A 16,919-nucleotide genomic window follows, 5' to 3' on the forward strand; every position below is an offset into this window, starting at 1 on the left:
AGGAGCGAGATTAGCAATCTCGCTCCTTTACTTATGGCTAGCCTTCTACTAAAAACTCACATAAAAGAAAGAAGCAATCGCCACAGCAAATGAAATAATAGCAAACACTAAACTACTCCATAGTCCTAACAGAATAAATGGTGAGGTTCTTTTGCCGCCCTCTTTCTTTAAGTAGGAAAATGTCCGTCCAGTAACAATGAATTGCCAGATACTAATCAATAAAAAAATACCGCCAATTAAGTAACGCATGTCCTCGTCCTCCTTCTATTTAGTATACCACTTGATGAAAACGTTATCAAAACGCTGTATAAAAAAGTTGCCTTTCAAAAAAGAGAAAGGCAACTTTTTTGACGGTTTAACGGACGTCACCCATTAAGTTTTGGATTGGTTTTTTCACAATAAATAAGAGAATCCCAGCAACGACAGCTACAAGTCCGACAATCCCAAAATATGCTGACTCTGTTCCAGGTGTATAGAAACGAGCAATTTGAGCGTTAATGGCTTGTGAAGCGGCATCTGCTAATAACCAAATAGCAACGGTTTGAGCTTCGAAAGCTTTCGGTGCTAATTTTGTAGTAATCGATAAGCCAACGGGAGATAAACACATTTCTCCGACAATCATAATGAAGAAACTAAAGAATAACCAAAGTGGACTCACTCGTCCTTCGGTACCATAAAGTAGACCTGGCAACATTAATAAGACGAAGGAAAGACCAGCAAAGACTAGCCCTAGTGAAAACTTCACAACTGTTGATGGTTGACGTTTACCTAGTTTTGTCCATAATGTAACAAAAATAGGGGTCAAAATAACTACGAATACAGGATTTAATGATTGGAACCAGCTAGCGGCAATCGGGAAGCCAAACAAACTCGTTTGCGTCCGTTCATTTGCAAATAGAGCAAGAATAGACGAACCTTGTTCTTCCAATGACCAGAAAACAATTGCTGCTAAGAATAATGGCAAGTAAGCCAGAACTTTTGGTTTTTCTTCAGCAGTGACATCTTTAGACGTTAACATTTTGCTGAAATAATAAACTGGTAACAGGATTCCTAACACGCTGATGGTATTAATAAAGAAATCAATTGTTAAATGTCCTGTGACATAGGCGCCACCAAAAATAAGTAAAGCAACGACAATTGCCAACATAAATGCTTTAGCAAATTTCTTTTGCTCTTCTTTAGACATTGGATTAGTTGGGGCCTGACCAATTCCAGCCAGAGATTTACGTCCTTGGAAATAATATTGTAGTAGCCCGAAGAACATCCCTACTGCAGCAACGGAAAAGCCTAAATGATAATTATATTCTTGTCCTAAAGTTCCGACAACAAGGGGAGCGATTAAGGCTCCGATATTAATCCCCATGTAAAAAATGGAGAAGCCTGCATCTCTACGTAAGTCAGTTTTTGAATAAAGATGGCCAACCATCCCTGAAACGTTTGGTTTTAACATCCCAGTCCCAAATACAATTAACATAATAGAAACGAATAAGGCGGGGACACCAAATGGGGTAGCGAGAACAATATGTCCAGCAATGATTAACAAACCACCAATAAAAACAGTTTTCCTTGAACCTAAGACACGGTCAGAGACCCAACCGCCAATGATACTGGACATGAAAACCATTGATCCATAAATGGACATGATGGCTAAGGCAGTTGCTTTGGGGAGACCTAAACCGCCATTGGCTACGGTATCGTAAATGTAATACATTAGAATAGCACGCATGCCGTAGTAACTGAAACGTTCCCACATTTCTGTGAAGAACAGTGTTGCTAGTCCTTTCGGTTGTCCCAGAAAGGATTTGTCTAATTTCTCAAGTTGTTCTTTGTCACTCATAGATAAAACTCCAATTCTTATAATATTCAGAATATTTGATAATAAAATGACTTAAATGTAGATTCATATATTTTATTACTCATAGATTGGAAAATAGAAAGAGAAAAAACTGATTACGTTTTTAAATAACAAGCGTTCGAGTGATTATTTGTTTTTTATTCGTGAATTACAATAAAAATGAATATTTATTCTGCTTTATTTTCAATACTTTGTTTTCATAGTTGCTTTAGCTGTTCCTTTTTTGAATAAGATTAAAATGAATAAATAACAAGCAAAATATAAGATTTTTTTGTTTAACTCTTTTTGTTTCAATAGGAAGTGCTTAGTGTTTTTTCAGAATCGAAAAATGAATACGACAAAAAATTTATCTATATAATAGAAGGAAAAATAAAAATAGTGAATGATAAAAAAAATTCAAAGAAAACACCTGTTCTTTTTAGGCGTGAGTTTTTGAAAAAAACATTCTCATGTCTAGTATATTTAACATTTTGTTACTTTTTGACTGAAACGAATGTAACAAAACCGACATTTAAGGGCTAATCAAGGGTTAGAAAACGGTTTCTCAAAAATAAAATCCTGTTTTTTTAACTTTTTTTCGCAAAATATAAACAGGATAATATCAAGCTTCCAGCAGCTTTTTATTACAAAATGTAACAAAACCGACATTCTAGTAATAAATTGTCACGAGATATTCACCTACGGCCGGCCATTCGATGATAAAGTATGTGAAGTCGTTTCGATAAAGCGAAGCAGACGTGGTTGTTGCCGAGTGCTAAGAGCAACAATCAAATATTTTTAATTACAAAGGAGAAACATACATGAAATCAATCAAAACGATTTTACTTGGAACAACTTTGGCCGCAGGTTTAGGATTATTCTTAGGAACAGACGCAAACGCAGAAAGCTTATATACAGTTAAAGCAGGAGATACTTTATCAACAATTTCTCATCAATTTGCAGGAGACAATAGCTTAATTCAAAAAATTGCTTCTGATAACAAATTGCCAAACCTTGATTTAATTTTTGAAGGAGAACAATTAGTTATTCGTTCAGAAAAAGAAGTTGCTAATACTCCAGCACCAGCTGTAGAAGTTGCACCAGTGCAACAAGTAGTTGAACAACCTGTTGCACAACCAGTACAACAAGAAGTACAACAACCTGTTGCTCAAGAAGTAGCGCAACCAGCAGCACCTGCCGCAAGCAGTGATGCGAAAGAGTGGATCGCACAACGTGAATCTAGTGGTTCTTACGATGCAACAAACGGCCAGTATATCGGTCGTTACCAATTATCTGCCTCTTATTTAAATGGTGACTATTCACCTGCCAACCAAGAACGCGTGGCAGATCAGTACGTAGCAGGTCGCTATGGTTCATGGGATGCAGCTAAATCATTCTGGTTAGCAAATGGTTGGTACTAAAATTAAATAAACGAAGTAATCTAATTACTTATTAAAAACCATAAACAAAAAAACAGTAACCTGTAAAGATTACTGTTTTTTTTGTCGATTTGTTAAGGTACAACGCCCCACGCTCGTCAATTGGTGGTCTGCGTTATATATTTTTGCTTCCCAAACTTGAAGGGTCTTTCCCGAGTGATCGGGCGTCGCAATCACGGTAAGGCTACCATCATGGACACTACGAAGATGATTTACTTGTAAGTCTATGCCGACAGCAAAAGTGTTTTCAGGAACGTTTTCGTTCGCACCTAAACTACAGGCAGTTTCAATTAAGACGCCGTTTAAGCCCCCGTGGACAAGGCCATAGGGTTGTTTATGCACGTCTTTTACCGCTAAAGTAAGCTGACATTTCTCAGCAGAAACGTGTTGAATCGTGATACCTAAATACTCTAAAAGATGAATAGTAATCAGTCCTTTCTAATAAAAGAGAGAATAAAAGGTTTTTTATTTATTATACAGGAATGAAGAAAATTTGAAATAGCCATGTTTTTTCTTAAAATTCAAGCGACTTTTTCTCTAAAGTGCCGATTCTTGTGTATAATAGAAAAGATGAGATTAATGAAGGAGGTTTCCTAATGAGAAACTGGACAACAATTAAAGAATATGATGAAATTTTATTTGAGCAAGAAGGCAAAGTAGCAAAAATTACTATCAACCGCCCGCATGTTCACAACGCATTCACACCAAAAACAGTCATGGAAATGATTGATGCATTCAACATTAGTCGTGATAAAGAAGATGTCGGGGTTATTATTTTAACAGGCGCAGGTGACCAAGCATTCTGTTCTGGTGGCGATCAAAAAGTTCGAGGTAATGGTGGTTATGTTGGCGAAGACAATATTCCACGTTTAAATGTGTTAGATTTACAACGGTTAATCCGTGTCATTCCCAAACCAGTCATCGCAATGGTGAAAGGCTGGTCCATTGGCGGCGGCAATGTTTTACAATTAGTTTGTGATTTAACAATTGCGGCTGAAAATGCTAAGTTTGGGCAAACAGGACCAAATGTCGGTAGCTTTGATGGTGGATACGGCTCAGGTTACTTAGCGCGTGTTATCGGCCATAAAAAAGCGAAAGAAGTTTGGTTTATGTGTAAACAATATTCTGCCCAAGAAGCTTTAGATATGGGCTGGATTAATACCGTTGTTCCATTGGATCAAGTAGAAGATGTGACAATGGAGTGGGCAGAAGAAATGTTAACCAAAAGCCCGATTGCTTTACGGATGATTAAAGCCTCTTTAAATGCCGATACAGATGGCTTGGCTGGTGTGCAACAATTAGCTGGTGATGCGACACTTCTTTACTATACAATGGCTGAAGCACAAGAAGGCCGAGATGCATTTAAAGAAAAACGGACACCAGATTTCGATCAATTCCCTAAATTCCCATAAACCAATGACTTGGTTAAATAAACAAGTACAAAAACGTCCCGATCATCCTGCTTTTTATTTTCAGGATGAATCTTGGACGTTTTTAGAAGTGCAACAAGAAGTCAGCCATTGGGTAGCCACATATCAACAGGTGCTTGCACCAGAAGAAAAACGTGTGGCTTTATTCAGTAAGAACAGCAAAGAGTTGTATTTTTCAATTCTAGCCTTATGGGAATTGGGGAAAGAGTTATTATTTTTAAATACGCATTTGACACTTGCTGAACTGACTTTTCAGTTAAAAGATGCGCAAGTTAAAACGATTATTGGTGCGCCTGAAACGCAGGCTTTGTTAGAGGAGATTTCTTTTGTCGACGTTCAGCCAATGGTTAAAAAACAGCATAGTCTTTCACGTCAGGAGTTTCAACAGCCAAGTGACTTAGAGTCGGTGGCTTCTATTATGTATACATCTGGAACTACAGGACAACCTAAAGGGGTCTTGCAACGGTTTAAAAATCATTTGGCCAGTGCTAGAGGCACCCAAGAAAATATGGGGATTACTGCTGAAGATTGTTGGTTGTGTGCAGTCCCATTATTTCACATTAGCGGATTGTCGATTGTTGTTCGACAACTCGTCTTAGGTTGTAGTATTCGCCTTTACGATAAATTTGATGAACAGCAAGTGACACAAGATTTACAAGAAGGCCGTGGAACCGTCATTTCAGTGGTTGCGACAATGTTACAACAATTATTGTCTGTCTATCCTGAGGCTGGCTACAGCGCCAGCTTTAAAGGAATGCTATTGGGCGGCGGACCGATTGCACCGGATAAATTAGCGCAGTGTGAGGAAAAAGGGATTCCAGTCATTCAATCTTACGGGATGACGGAAACGTGTTCGCAAGTTGTTGCCTTGAAATTTGAAGATGCGGCGCTGAAAATCGGCTCTGCTGGGCAACCGTTAAAAGATATGCAGATCAAAATTGTTGATGAACTAGGACAAGAACAGCCAGAAAAGCAAGTCGGGGAAATTTTACTTAAGGGACCAAACGTTGTTTCAGGTTACCTTAACCATCGTCAATCTGAAAAATGGACAGCAGATGGTTGGTTTAAAACAGGCGACATGGGCTATTTAGATGCACAAGGTTACCTGTATTTGGTTAGTCGTTTAAGTGAACTCATTATCTCTGGTGGTGAAAATATTTACCCCACTGAGGTTGAACAGGTGTTACAGGCGATAACAGGAATTAAAGCAGCGGCAGTTGTAGGAGAACCAGATGCGCAATGGGGAGCCGTCCCAGTTGCATATGTGATTAGTGACCAAGAAATCACCTTAGCGCAAATTCAAGACCAGTGTTCACGAAAACTGGCAAAATATAAACGACCGAAACGCATTTATTTTTGTCATTCTTTCCCGCAAACAGCAAGTGGAAAGATTGCCAAACATCGTTTCATGACAGAAGAAAGAGAGGCGTTTTTAATCAGATGAAATTGCCTGATGAATTACGACAAGCCTATCAGAAGAATGCCCGTCAGTTCAGTTGGGTTTTTCCATTAGAAACAGAACAAACAGCCTTGGCAATTTTTGCCGCTGGTGAAAAGGCATACCAAGGAGAACGTTTTTTTTGGCAAACGCCGAAAAAAGATTTTGCTTTGGTTGGCTTCGGATATGAAACTATCTTAAAAGGCGCAGAAACAGAAACGCAGCAATTGAACAACTTTTTAAAAAAAGAGGCGGCAACTCGTTTTCAAAATATGTCTATTTCTGGTACGGGGGCTCTTCTGTTTGGCGGTTTGCCTTTTGATACAGAACAAACGCCTACTGAGGCCTGGGGAGAGTTAGGGGAAGGTTGGTTTTATCTACCAAGTATTCTATTTACTTTTTCAGGATCACGTATTTATGGAACGCTGAACTTTTCAGGTTCTAGTGAACAAGAAGTCGAGGAACGTTGGTCGACTTTGGTGGCTCAGTTTGATCGCTTGTTAGCTACCTGTGAGGAATTGCCAGCTGTAGCGGAAACAAAGATTGACAAGGAAGAAGTTGCCGTGACTGAATGGCTACAAGCTGTTAACGAAACCGTAGCAGTCTTAAGAGAAGATGGCCCTTTAAAAAAAGTGGTTTTGGCTCGACAACTTGCTGTGAGCAGTCCTGAAAAAATTCGAAGTAACCAAGTGCTCGTTAATTTAATGGCACAACAACAAAATACGTATTTGTTTGCTTTAGAAGCCAAAGACACAAGTTTCATTGGTGCAACACCAGAACGACTTCTGTTGGGTACTAAAGAAGCGTTTGCGACCGCTTGTATTGCAGGAACCATTAAAACGGGTCAAACACCAGAAGAAACGAAAGCTTTAGGAGCACAACTTTTACAAGACCGCAAAAATACCGGAGAACACCAAATTGTGGTGGAACGTTTAGAGAAAGAGTTGGCGAAGATGACGACTTCTGAAAACAGTATTCAAGCACCCATTATTTTGGAAAATCGAGATGTACAACATCTTTATGTGCCAATCTCGGGTCAACGTAAACCGGGAATTTCGTTTTTGGAAAGTGTGATGCAGCTACACCCAACGCCAGCTTTAGGCGGTGAGCCCAAAGAGTTGGCAGTCGAATGGATTCGACAATATGAGCCAGGGAGTCGTGGGTTATATGGTGCGCCAATCGGTTGGATTTCAGGGAATGATGATAGTGGCGAGTTCGCTGTGGCATTGCGTTCAGGTGTCTTTGCTGGTCAGCAAGGCGTTCTTTATGCAGGTTGTGGTATTGTTGCGGATTCCCAAGCAGAGCTAGAAAGAGAAGAAACGAAAATAAAATTTCAACCGATGTTACGAGGAATTGGAGGGCAGGTTTAATGAATCATCAAGAAACAATGACCGATTATTTAACGGCCTTTATTGAAGGCTTAAAAAATAGCGGGGTTGAACAAGCAGTCATTAGTCCAGGGTCCCGTTCCACACCACTGGCTTTATTACTTCATCGGGAAACCGCAATCCAAACTTTTGTCGATGTCGATGAACGTTCCGCTGCTTTTTTTGCTTTAGGATTAAGTAAAGCGAGTCAAAAACCAGTGGTCTTACTTTGTACCTCTGGAACAGCAGCTGCAAACTATTATCCAGCAATTTGCGAAGCCAATATTAGCCATGTGCCTTTAGTCGTTTTAACAACGGATCGGCCACATGAGTTACGTCAAGTTGGTGCTCCTCAAGCCATGGACCAATTACAAATGTATCAAAATCACGTGAAATTATTTGTTGAAATGGCTTTGCCAGAAGCAACAGAAGAGATGTTGAATTACGCCTATTGGCAAGGCGCTAAAGGAGCAGCATTCGCGCAACAAACGCCTGCTGCACCTGTTCATTTGAATTTTCCTTTGCGGGAACCATTATTACCTGACTTAGAGAGAAAAACAAAGAGTTCTCAACAAACGGCTTTATTCGCTGGTCAATCAATCCTTTCTACAGAACAAGTGCAACAGTTAGCGGATCAATGGTACCAGAAAAGCGGCGTCTTGGTTGTCGGTGGCAGTCATACAGAGGAAGAAGCGACGTTATTTATTCAATTAGCCGAAGCTTTGCAATGGCCGTTACTAGCGGATCCTTTAGCAAACATTGTGACACATGGGCAAAATAGTGAAGTTGTTATTGCACACAGTGATCTGTTTCTAAATGTGGCGACCTTGCCACAAGAACCAGAAGTGGTAGTGCGTTTTGGTTCGCTGCCAATTTCTAAAAACATCATGTTATGGTTGAAACGCTTAGCAACGACAGAGACTACTTTTTATTTTGTGGACGAAAATGGGCAATGGCAAGAGCAATTGAAAAAATCACAAACCGTTATTCAGGCAAAGGAAACCACGTTTGTAGAACAACTGTTAACGGTTGTCAAACCAACAGAAGCGACTTGGTTAGCACAATGGCTCCTGCTGGAAAAAACGGTCTCTGAAGTTCTTCTAGAAACGCTGAACGCGACAGAATTAAATGAAACAACAGCCAGCTTAGCTGTTCACCAAACGATGAAAGAGAACGGTCAGTTATTTGTATCTAATAGTATGGCTATCCGCTACTTAGATCGATTTATGGATAGTCGCCCTTATCGGATGTTTGGAAATCGCGGCATCAACGGGATTGATGGGATTGTTTCAACTGCTTTAGGAATGAGTGCCGTAGCACCGACACAGCAAAACGTTCTACTGATTGGTGATTTAGCGCTATATCATGATATGAATGGTTTATTTTTGGCTAAACGTTATCAGTTGCCGTTAACAATTGTTTTATTAAATAACAATGGTGGCGGGATTTTCTCTTTTCTATCTCAACGAACTTTACGTGAGGACGATTTCGAGCCTTTATTTGGAACACCGCTTGATTTAGATTTTTCGTTAGTTGCTGAACTTTACGGTGCTTCGTATCAAGAAGTCAAAACAATCGCGGAGCTCAAGCAAATTTTACAAACAGCGGCTGAAGAACCACAATTTCAAGTGATCGAAGTCAAAGGAAATCGTCAAGAGAATGTTCATTTGTACGAATCAATTTTAGCTGAAATTGGTAGACGAGTAGAAAGACAGGGGATTTCATGGAACGGTTAATTCGGGGGATGCAGTACCATTATCAATGGTTAACACCTTTTGATGCAAAGCGAACGACTCTAGTCTGTTTACACGGTTTCACAGGAACGTTAGCCACGTTTGCAGCCGTTTTTCCCAGTCAAACACCTTATAACGTTTTAGGAATTGACTTACCTGGGCATGGCGCGACTGCTAGTTTGGTAGCACCAGAGCGTTATACCATGAAACAGGTTTGCCATGATCTTGCTGAACTAACCGAATCGCTAAATTTGCCTTGCTTTTGTTTATTAGGCTATTCAATGGGCGCTCGAACAGCTTTAGGTTTTGCATTACATTATCCACAAAAGGTACAGCATCTTTTATTGGAAAGTGGATCACCAGGTTTGGCCACCGCCGCAGAACGTCAGGCTCGTATCTGTCAAGATCATCGTTTGGCGGAACGTCTCTTAGAGGAACCGCTTGTGGATTTTATTGATTTCTGGCAAGAATTACCGTTATTTCAAACGCAAAAAGCCTTGCCTGTGGCACAGCAAATGGCCATTCGTCAGGAACGTTTGAGCCAATCGGCCTTTGGGTTGGCTAGTAGTTTGTGGTATATGGGTACAGGAGCGCAAGAGAGTTACTGGGAACGTCTAGCAGAATTGCAGCCGATTCCTACCGATTTATTGGTAGGCGGCGAAGATCAAAAATTTATTGGGATTGCGAAAAAAATGCAGGCACGTCAACCGTTGTTGAGGCTGACAATTTTTCCTGAAGCAGGACATTGTATCCATTTGGAACAACCAACGATTTTTTATGAAAAGGTGACAGCGTTATTGGAAGGAGCCATCTGAATGAACATTCAATCAATTGAAACCTATCAGGTTCGTTTGCCTTTAAAAACGCCGTTTGTCACGAGCTATGGTCGCCTGGAAGAAAAAGCGTTTGATCTATTTGTAATAACGGATGAGCAAGGAAATCAAGGGTTTGGCGAATTAGTGGCTTTTGAGCAACCTGATTATGTGCAAGAAACGTTGGTAACCGAACGCTTCATCATCCAACAGCATTTAATTCCGTTACTTTTAACAGAAGCGCTTGAACAGCCGCAAGAGGTTTCAACAATTTTTGAAGAAGTTAAAGGGCATTGGATGGGAAAAGCTGCGTTAGAAACTGCCATCTGGGATTTATATGCCAAACGGCAACAGAAGAGTTTAACTGAATTTTTTGGACCAACGCGGAGGAAAATTCCTGTAGGGATTAGTTTAGGGATTCAAGAAGACTTACCTCAATTGCTTAAACAAGTTCAGTTAGCTGTAGAAAAAGGGTATCAACGAGTGAAGCTGAAAATTCGTCCCGGTTATGATGTGGAACCCGTTGCTTTGATTCGTCAGCATTTTCCTAACTTGCCTTTAATGGTCGATGCCAATTCAGCGTATACATTGGCTGATTTGTCTCAATTGCAACGTTTAGATCACTATCAATTAGCGATGATTGAACAGCCTTTTGCTGCAGATGATTTTTTAGATCACGCACAATTACAAAGAGAACTGAAGACAAGAATTTGTTTGGATGAAAATATTCGTAGTCTCAAAGACTGCCAAGTGGCGTTAGCATTGGGCAGTTGCCGTAGTATCAATTTGAAGATTCCTCGTGTAGGTGGGATTCACGAGGCGTTGAAGATTGCCACATTTTGCCAAGAAAATGATTTATTGGTTTGGTTAGGTGGTATGTTTGAGTCTGGTGTTGGTCGCGCATTGAATTTGCAATTTGCATCACAGCCTACCTTTTCCTTTCCAGGTGATATTTCAGCAACGGAACGCTATTTTTATGAAGATATCATCACGGAACCTTTTATTTTAGAGCAAGGGACAATGACCGTGCCTCAGGGACTTGGTATTGGTGTTACACTTTCCCAGACGAATTTGCTAAAATACAGTCAGTATCAAAAAATCATGTAATGATAACAAAATTGCGCCTATGACTATGCAGAGAAGCATAATCTAGGCGCAATTTTTTATTTTTCTAATTGACTCGCTGCGGCTTCATCCAAGAGAACCGTTAAATTTGGATGGAGTTGAAGAATAGAAGCAGGATACGTTTCTGTGACAGGTCCTTGGAGCACTTGTTTGACCATCTGAGCTTTTTGTTCACCATTTACAATTAGGACAAGATGCTTAACTTTCATGATGCTGGCTGGCCCCATCGTAACAAAGGTCATGCCTGGCTGCATCATTTCAGGAACAAACCAAGGCTCTGAACCAGTGACGGTCACTTGATAGGTTTCATTTTTAAAATGAGTGGTAGTGGGCATGTTCCCGCAAAAATGACCATCTGCTCCTAAGCCAATTAACATCAAATCTAAGCCGCCTGCGTCAGCAATCCGTTGATCTTGTTGTTGAAAGTTTTCAACAGTTAATGGATGGATGTTTTGCTCGGATATTTCCGCAGGTGTCAAATACAGCGTCCGCAAATCTGTCAGAGTAATGCCTTCCTTTTGATGAGGAACGGGGATTTCATCAAAGTTATAATAATGAACATTATCAAATTCAGATGAATTTTTCACAATCGAGGCTAATTTTTGGTAAACAAGTGTTGGCGTTTTGCCAGCGGTAATTGATAAATTCACTCGTTTATCTTTGCTCATCGTGCTTAGAAGTAACATTTTTGCCCATTCGCTCATCGTGTCGAAATCTTGTTTAATTAAAATTTTCATACTTGCTCACTCCATTCTTTGAATAAGCTAAGTATAATTTGTGGGAACCATCCCATGTCAAGCTCTTCACAAAAAGGATTTAATTAACGGTAGACAAAAGAAAGAGGAGCAGCCGTCAAAACGATGGCTGCCCCTCTTTTTAAAACTTAAGATAACCTACAACGAGTTAACTTTTTAGCTTTCTGTTCCACTTGCTACAATGCTAATCTAAACGTTCTTTTGACCAACACTGTTTAACAAAGAATTTTATTTTATTGTTCTTTTAACCATTTTTCTAGTTGTAAACGTTGCACTTTCATAGTAGCTGTGTGAGGGATTTCATCAAAAGCCATAATGATAGGTTCGTTTAAATGTGGTAAATCGGCTACTTGTGTCCACCAAGCGTCCCAATCCATTTCTTCCCCAGGAACAACCGCTAAAATTGGCTGAGGTTCATTTTCTTTGCCACGGACAATAATCACTTCTTCTAAGAAATCTAATGCATCCAATAAATGATCTTCAATAGCTAAATTACTGTCGATGTTTTCAATTAGATCTACTTGGCGATCTTTCAAGAATAAGTGGCCGCGTTCATCTAACATTCCGTAATCGCCGCTGTCCCACCATTCGCCGTAGACATTTTCTGCAAAGCGGGCATCTTCTTTGTAATATGTTAAGGCCCGTCCTTTTGATAAGAATTGGATATGGCCGTCCGTCATCACAGGTAAAACTTGTCCTTTTTCATCAGTAATTCGAGCTTGTGTTAAATCCTCTAAACCAACGCCCATGTCACGAGCATCTGAATCTTTTAGAGATTCTAAAGTATGCGCTCGTAAGATCATTGGCCCGCATTCACTTTGTCCATAAACTTGTAGGAAAATTGGTTCATTGGCAGCAGATGCTTTTAAGAAAGCCACCATTGTAGCGTTGTTAATTGCATCAAAAGTAGAATGATAATAATGGACACTAGCGAAAGCTTCAGGTTTTTCTTTGGCCAAACGAACCCATTGAACGAAGTTATTGGGGTGTGTTTCTACAGCGATTGGTTGATAGGTGCTGAACATTTCAGCGACTTTTTCGCTCGAAGCATTTGCTAAAGGCATCATAGGGAAGCCCATGGCCATTAAAGAAGACACGCCAATGTTAAAACGAGAATGAACTGGCGAAATATGAAAGCCAACTAATTTCTTTTCAGCAATTTTTGTAAAAATGGTTTTTTGCCATTTTGTACGCCAACCCATAGAGTGATTGGAATGACAGATAAGTTTAGGAATACCTGTTGTTCCAGAGGTGTGGGTCATGTAGGCAATTTCGTCTTTAGTCAGTTCGTCTTGAGGAACTTCCGTGGCATCAGCTTCTAAAAGAGAAGCAACCGAAAGTTTTTTATTGGCAGAGCTATTACGAACAGCTTGAACTTTTTCAGCAGTCACATCATCAAATAAAATATAAGGATCTTCTAAACGATCAACGAATACTTCAATTGTTTCAAAAGGTAAATGGTATGAAACCATTACAGGAACGGCTGCTAGATATGAGGCTGCAACAGCTAGTAAATACGTGTCGAATTTAGGACTTTTATAAATAATAATTTTGTCGCCTTTTTTTACACCTAAAGTGGCTAATTGATATGCCCGTTTCAAAATTTCTTGATGGCTTTCACCATAAGTTGTTTCTAAGCCAAGTGCAGGAAAAGCAGGCAAAGATTCATCAAAAATAATTGGAACAGTTGGTGTTTTTTCTGCGGCTTCTTGATAGTTTGTATAGAGGTTTAATGGTTGATAATCAAGTAAGTGTGTCAAGGGAAAGTCTCCTTTGTAAAATAGTTTGTGTACAAATGTACAAGTTCACTTTATCCTATCATAGAATGGGTTCTTTTTCTACGTCAAAAATACAACGTTAAATGTTATTTTTTATTATTCACAAGCACAACGTTTGCTGTATCTGGCAAAGTTTCCTACAATAATTATGTAAGTAACAAGTTCTCAGAAGTGTAAAACTTTACAAAGGAGAGGAATTTACATGAAAAAAATCTATGAAACAACTATCATTAATACGGGTGGACGTGCAGGAGAAGTTCACTCACCGGATAAATCATTTTCTTATGCGGTTGCTTCGCCAGGTGTCAAGAAAGAAAATACAACAAATCCAGAACAATTATTCGCAGCGGCTTACAGTGCTTGCTTTAACGGTGCATTAGAATTAGTGATGGATCAAGAAAAAGTCGAAGGTAAAAGTACAGTAACTGCACGTGTATCCTTATTCCAAGGAGAAGATGGGTTTAGCGTTGGTGCTGAATTAGAAGTTCATATTGATGGGGTAGATCAAGCTAAAGCAGAAGAACTTGTTAAAAAAGCCCACGAAATTTGCCCATATTCTAAAGCAACAAGAAATAATATAGATGTTAAATTAACAGTGATTTAATTAAAAAAGAAGCGTTTTGTCTATACGACAAAGCGCTTCTTTTTTAGATAACAGTCCACAAATTATACATATTTAACAAAATAACTAAAAAAACAACTAAACTATAAATTTGGGCGACCCGTTGTTGGGATAATTTTTTACTGAAAAGACCTCCGACATAACCACCGAATAAAGCGGCAGGAATAATAGCCCAAAGCATTGTCAAATCAAAAACCGCAAACCCTGTGGTCAAGCCGATATTGCCAAGTTTGGCGAGTTGGGAGAAAAAAATAGTAATGATGGAATAGACAGTTGCTGATTTGATATCCATTCCAAAAAAGAGAATAAGGCAAGCTACATTAATGGGACCGCCACCGATGCCTAAAAAGGTTGATAGAATCCCTAAGCCTAATCCGACAATCAGAAAAATGCTCAATCCGTTGAGGTGTAAGTGCCAGTTGGAAAATTGATTGTAGAGAAGAACCAAAACCAAGGTCAGCAACATGATGATATATTGGATTAGTTGTACTTTTTCTTCATTTGGCGCTAGTGCAATCGCCTGATTAAGAAGTAAATCACCTAACATGCCGCCGACTAAGGAACCAAACGAAATACTCGCGGCTTTTTTCCATTCAATTTGGACACCATTTTGATACTGTTTATAAGTCGAAGAAATGGACATGACAAAAACAGCGACACTTGAATAGAACGCAATACTATTTAACGAATGGAACCCAAGAAAATCCAAAACAGGCTTAATAATGACGCCTCCACCCATCCCAGAGAGCGCCCCAACTGTATTGGATAGAAAAATAGTTATGAAATAAATCAGCAAAACCCGCACATAATCACTCCTAAACCGTTTTCTTTTAGTATAGCACAAAAATTATATAAGAAATGTAATTTCATTTAAAAATATTTTTAAAAAGAAATTGAAATGATATTTCTTTAATGGTATTCTACAAATACAAAAAAGAAAACGCATTCAAGGAGGATGAGAAAGCATGACAGTATCGATTGGTATTATTTTGATTTTATGTCTTTACACAGTTGTTGGTGTACTTGACCAAATTTCTATTCAGATTGGTCCATATACACCATTGTTTGCTGCAACGTTTACTGGCCTAGTCTTAGGGGATGTTCAAACAGGTTTGATGATTGGGGCAACGCTTCAATTGATGACATTAGGTGTAGCGACTTATGGAGGAGCAACAGTCCCAGACTTTCTTTCAGGGGCCATTATGGGAACGGCTTATGCAATCATTTCAGGGAAAGGGGCAGAGTATGGTATCGGAGTTGCGGTTCCAATTGGGTTATTATTAACACAACTAGATATTTTAGGCAGAATGGCTAATACGTTTTTTCAACACAAAGCAGATCGTTATGCGGAAGAAGGAAATTATAAAGGGGTCGAGCGCTGCAATGTTTTAGGAATTTTTCCTTGGACGATTTCTCGTGTCATCCCAGTTTTTATTGGCCTAGCTTTTGGTGAACAAGTTGTAAACGCTATCAATGATTGGATTCCTATTTGGGTGATGAATGGGTTAAAAGCAGCAGGCGCTATTTTACCAGCGATGGGGATTGCTATTTTAATGCGTTACTTGCCAATTAAAACATACTGGCCTTATTTTATTATTGGGTTCGTGTTACTTGCTTATGGGGCCCAATTCTTCTCAGTTTTAGGTGTCGCACTGGTTGGCTTGGCTTTAGCAGCGATTTATGTGATGAATCATAACAAAGGCGGCGCAGCTACAACAAGTGGCACGGTTATTTACGAAGATGATGAGGAGGTTGAGATTGATGACTAACAAATTAACAAAAAAGGATATTAATAAAGTTTACGTCCGTAATCTTTTTGGCTATCAGTGGGGCTGGAACTATGAAAAAATGCAAGGACTTGGTTACGCTTGGGTGATGATGCCTGCATTAAAGCGACTATACAGTGAAGATCCAGTAGCTATGAAGAAAGCCTTGAAGACACATCTTGGCTTTATGAATACAACGCCAGCCATGTCGCACTTAATTGTCGGAGCTGATATGGCTTTGGAAGAAGAAGTCGGCATTGAAGATGAAACGGCCATTACTGGTTTGAAAACAGGTCTAATGGGTCCGTTTGCTGGTGTTGGTGATACCATTTTTATCGCGATTTATCGTGCGATTGTTTTTTCGATTGCAGCTTACATGGCGCAAGGGGGCCAGGTTGTTGGGTTACTGATCCCGTTAATTGCCGGAGCAGTGGTCCTATGGGTTCGCTATAAATTCACTTGGATTGGTTACCATCAAGGGAAAAAAATTGCGACAGAATTTGCGGATAAAATGAAATTGTTTACGCAAGGTGCAGCCATTTTAGGGTTAACAGTGGTCGGCGGTTTGATTCCTTCGGTAATTACTTACAAATTAGATTTAACTTATAAAATGGGAGATGTAACATTATCTGTTCAAGAAATGTTGGATAAAATTTTACCCGCATTAATTCCTTTAGGGATTGTTCTTTTATCCTATTGGTTACTAGGGAAAAAGAAAATGAATTCAACACGGCTAATCTTTGTTTTAATTTTAATTGGCATGGTTTTAGGCAATTTACAACCAATGTTGGCTTGGGTTGGCGGTTTATTTTAAAAAAAT

At 39.4% G+C, this 16,919-nt stretch carries 16 protein-coding genes; 10 read left to right on the forward strand and 6 right to left on the reverse strand.

The features are described 5' to 3' along the window. Positions 1-48: 48 nt before the first annotated feature. The gene (locus IGL32_RS01650; protein WP_002355314.1) at positions 49-249 is read right to left on the reverse strand and encodes a hypothetical protein; all 201 of its coding nucleotides are present in this window, start codon (positions 247-249) and stop codon (positions 49-51) included. A 106-nt stretch (positions 250-355) separates the two neighbouring features. Further along, positions 356-1,837, reverse strand: a complete 1,482-nt coding sequence (locus IGL32_RS01655; protein ID WP_002355315.1) for a peptide MFS transporter — start codon at positions 1,835-1,837, stop codon at positions 356-358. A gap of 818 nt (positions 1,838-2,655) precedes the next feature. On the opposite strand from IGL32_RS01655, the gene IGL32_RS01660 reads away from it, so the two are divergent. Next, positions 2,656-3,255, forward strand: a complete 600-nt coding sequence (locus IGL32_RS01660; protein ID WP_002355317.1) for a LysM peptidoglycan-binding domain-containing protein — start codon at positions 2,656-2,658, stop codon at positions 3,253-3,255. A 69-nt stretch (positions 3,256-3,324) separates the two neighbouring features. On the opposite strand, the gene IGL32_RS01665 is transcribed toward IGL32_RS01660, so the two are convergent. Further along, complete coding sequence (locus IGL32_RS01665; RefSeq protein WP_002361187.1) at positions 3,325-3,705, reverse strand: PaaI family thioesterase; 381 nt, start codon at positions 3,703-3,705, stop codon at positions 3,325-3,327. Positions 3,706-3,815: 110 nt separating this feature from the next. Between IGL32_RS01665 and menB the strand changes: the two genes are divergently transcribed. From menB to menC, 6 genes are read left to right on the forward strand one after another with little or no spacing between them, the layout of a single operon-like run. After that, positions 3,816-4,685 (forward strand): 1,4-dihydroxy-2-naphthoyl-CoA synthase, encoded by an 870-nt coding sequence (gene menB / locus IGL32_RS01670; protein WP_002383695.1) that lies wholly within the window; start codon positions 3,816-3,818, stop codon positions 4,683-4,685. 4 nt (positions 4,686-4,689) lie between these two features. Next, the gene (locus tag IGL32_RS01675) at positions 4,690-6,147 is read left to right on the forward strand and encodes an o-succinylbenzoate--CoA ligase (protein WP_025192074.1); all 1,458 of its coding nucleotides are present in this window, start codon (positions 4,690-4,692) and stop codon (positions 6,145-6,147) included. Continuing rightward, positions 6,144-7,511 (forward strand): isochorismate synthase, encoded by a 1,368-nt coding sequence (locus IGL32_RS01680; RefSeq protein WP_156210159.1) that lies wholly within the window; start codon positions 6,144-6,146, stop codon positions 7,509-7,511. Before IGL32_RS01675 ends, IGL32_RS01680 begins: the two co-directional genes overlap by 4 nt. After that, a complete protein-coding gene (gene menD / locus IGL32_RS01685; RefSeq protein ID WP_156210158.1) occupies positions 7,511-9,244 on the forward strand; it encodes a 2-succinyl-5-enolpyruvyl-6-hydroxy-3-cyclohexene-1-carboxylic-acid synthase in 1,734 nt (577 codons plus the stop codon). The genes IGL32_RS01680 and menD overlap by 1 nt, the downstream gene beginning before the upstream one ends. Then, entirely contained in the window at positions 9,232-10,056 is an 825-nt protein-coding gene (gene menH / locus IGL32_RS01690; protein WP_010707853.1) for a 2-succinyl-6-hydroxy-2,4-cyclohexadiene-1-carboxylate synthase, read from the forward strand. Before menD ends, menH begins: the two co-directional genes overlap by 13 nt. Next, on the forward strand, positions 10,057-11,160 hold the full coding sequence (gene menC, locus IGL32_RS01695) for an o-succinylbenzoate synthase (protein WP_016618130.1): 1,104 nt from the start codon (positions 10,057-10,059) through the stop codon (positions 11,158-11,160). A 56-nt stretch (positions 11,161-11,216) separates the two neighbouring features. Here the strand turns inward: menC and IGL32_RS01700 are convergent, their stop codons facing one another. Continuing rightward, positions 11,217-11,915 (reverse strand): glucosamine-6-phosphate deaminase, encoded by a 699-nt coding sequence (locus tag IGL32_RS01700; RefSeq protein WP_033624804.1) that lies wholly within the window; start codon positions 11,913-11,915, stop codon positions 11,217-11,219. A gap of 251 nt (positions 11,916-12,166) precedes the next feature. Beyond that, positions 12,167-13,693 carry an AMP-binding protein gene (locus IGL32_RS01705; protein WP_156210157.1) on the reverse strand — a complete coding sequence of 509 codons (1,527 nt, stop codon included), beginning with the start codon at positions 13,691-13,693 and terminating at the stop codon, positions 12,167-12,169. Positions 13,694-13,913: 220 nt separating this feature from the next. On the opposite strand from IGL32_RS01705, the gene IGL32_RS01710 reads away from it, so the two are divergent. Beyond that, a complete protein-coding gene (locus tag IGL32_RS01710) occupies positions 13,914-14,315 on the forward strand; it encodes an organic hydroperoxide resistance protein (protein WP_002355332.1) in 402 nt (133 codons plus the stop codon). A 43-nt stretch (positions 14,316-14,358) separates the two neighbouring features. Here IGL32_RS01710 and IGL32_RS01715 read toward each other — a convergent pair whose 3' ends face one another. Further along, positions 14,359-15,129 (reverse strand): sulfite exporter TauE/SafE family protein, encoded by a 771-nt coding sequence (locus IGL32_RS01715; RefSeq protein WP_225581367.1) that lies wholly within the window; start codon positions 15,127-15,129, stop codon positions 14,359-14,361. Between the two features lie 169 nt (positions 15,130-15,298). Between IGL32_RS01715 and IGL32_RS01720 the strand changes: the two genes are divergently transcribed. Together IGL32_RS01720 and IGL32_RS01725 are read left to right on the forward strand one after the other, a co-directional pair. Continuing rightward, complete coding sequence (locus tag IGL32_RS01720) at positions 15,299-16,102, forward strand: PTS mannose/fructose/sorbose/N-acetylgalactosamine transporter subunit IIC (protein ID WP_002377923.1); 804 nt, start codon at positions 15,299-15,301, stop codon at positions 16,100-16,102. After that, positions 16,095-16,913, forward strand: coding sequence for a PTS system mannose/fructose/sorbose family transporter subunit IID (locus tag IGL32_RS01725; protein WP_002355336.1), 819 nt, complete (start codon positions 16,095-16,097; stop codon positions 16,911-16,913). Before IGL32_RS01720 ends, IGL32_RS01725 begins: the two co-directional genes overlap by 8 nt. Positions 16,914-16,919: the final 6 nt, after the last annotated feature.

The sequence above is a fragment of the Enterococcus sp. AZ035 genome, assembly GCF_050548325.1.
Lineage (GTDB): Bacteria > Bacillota > Bacilli > Lactobacillales > Enterococcaceae > Enterococcus > Enterococcus faecalis.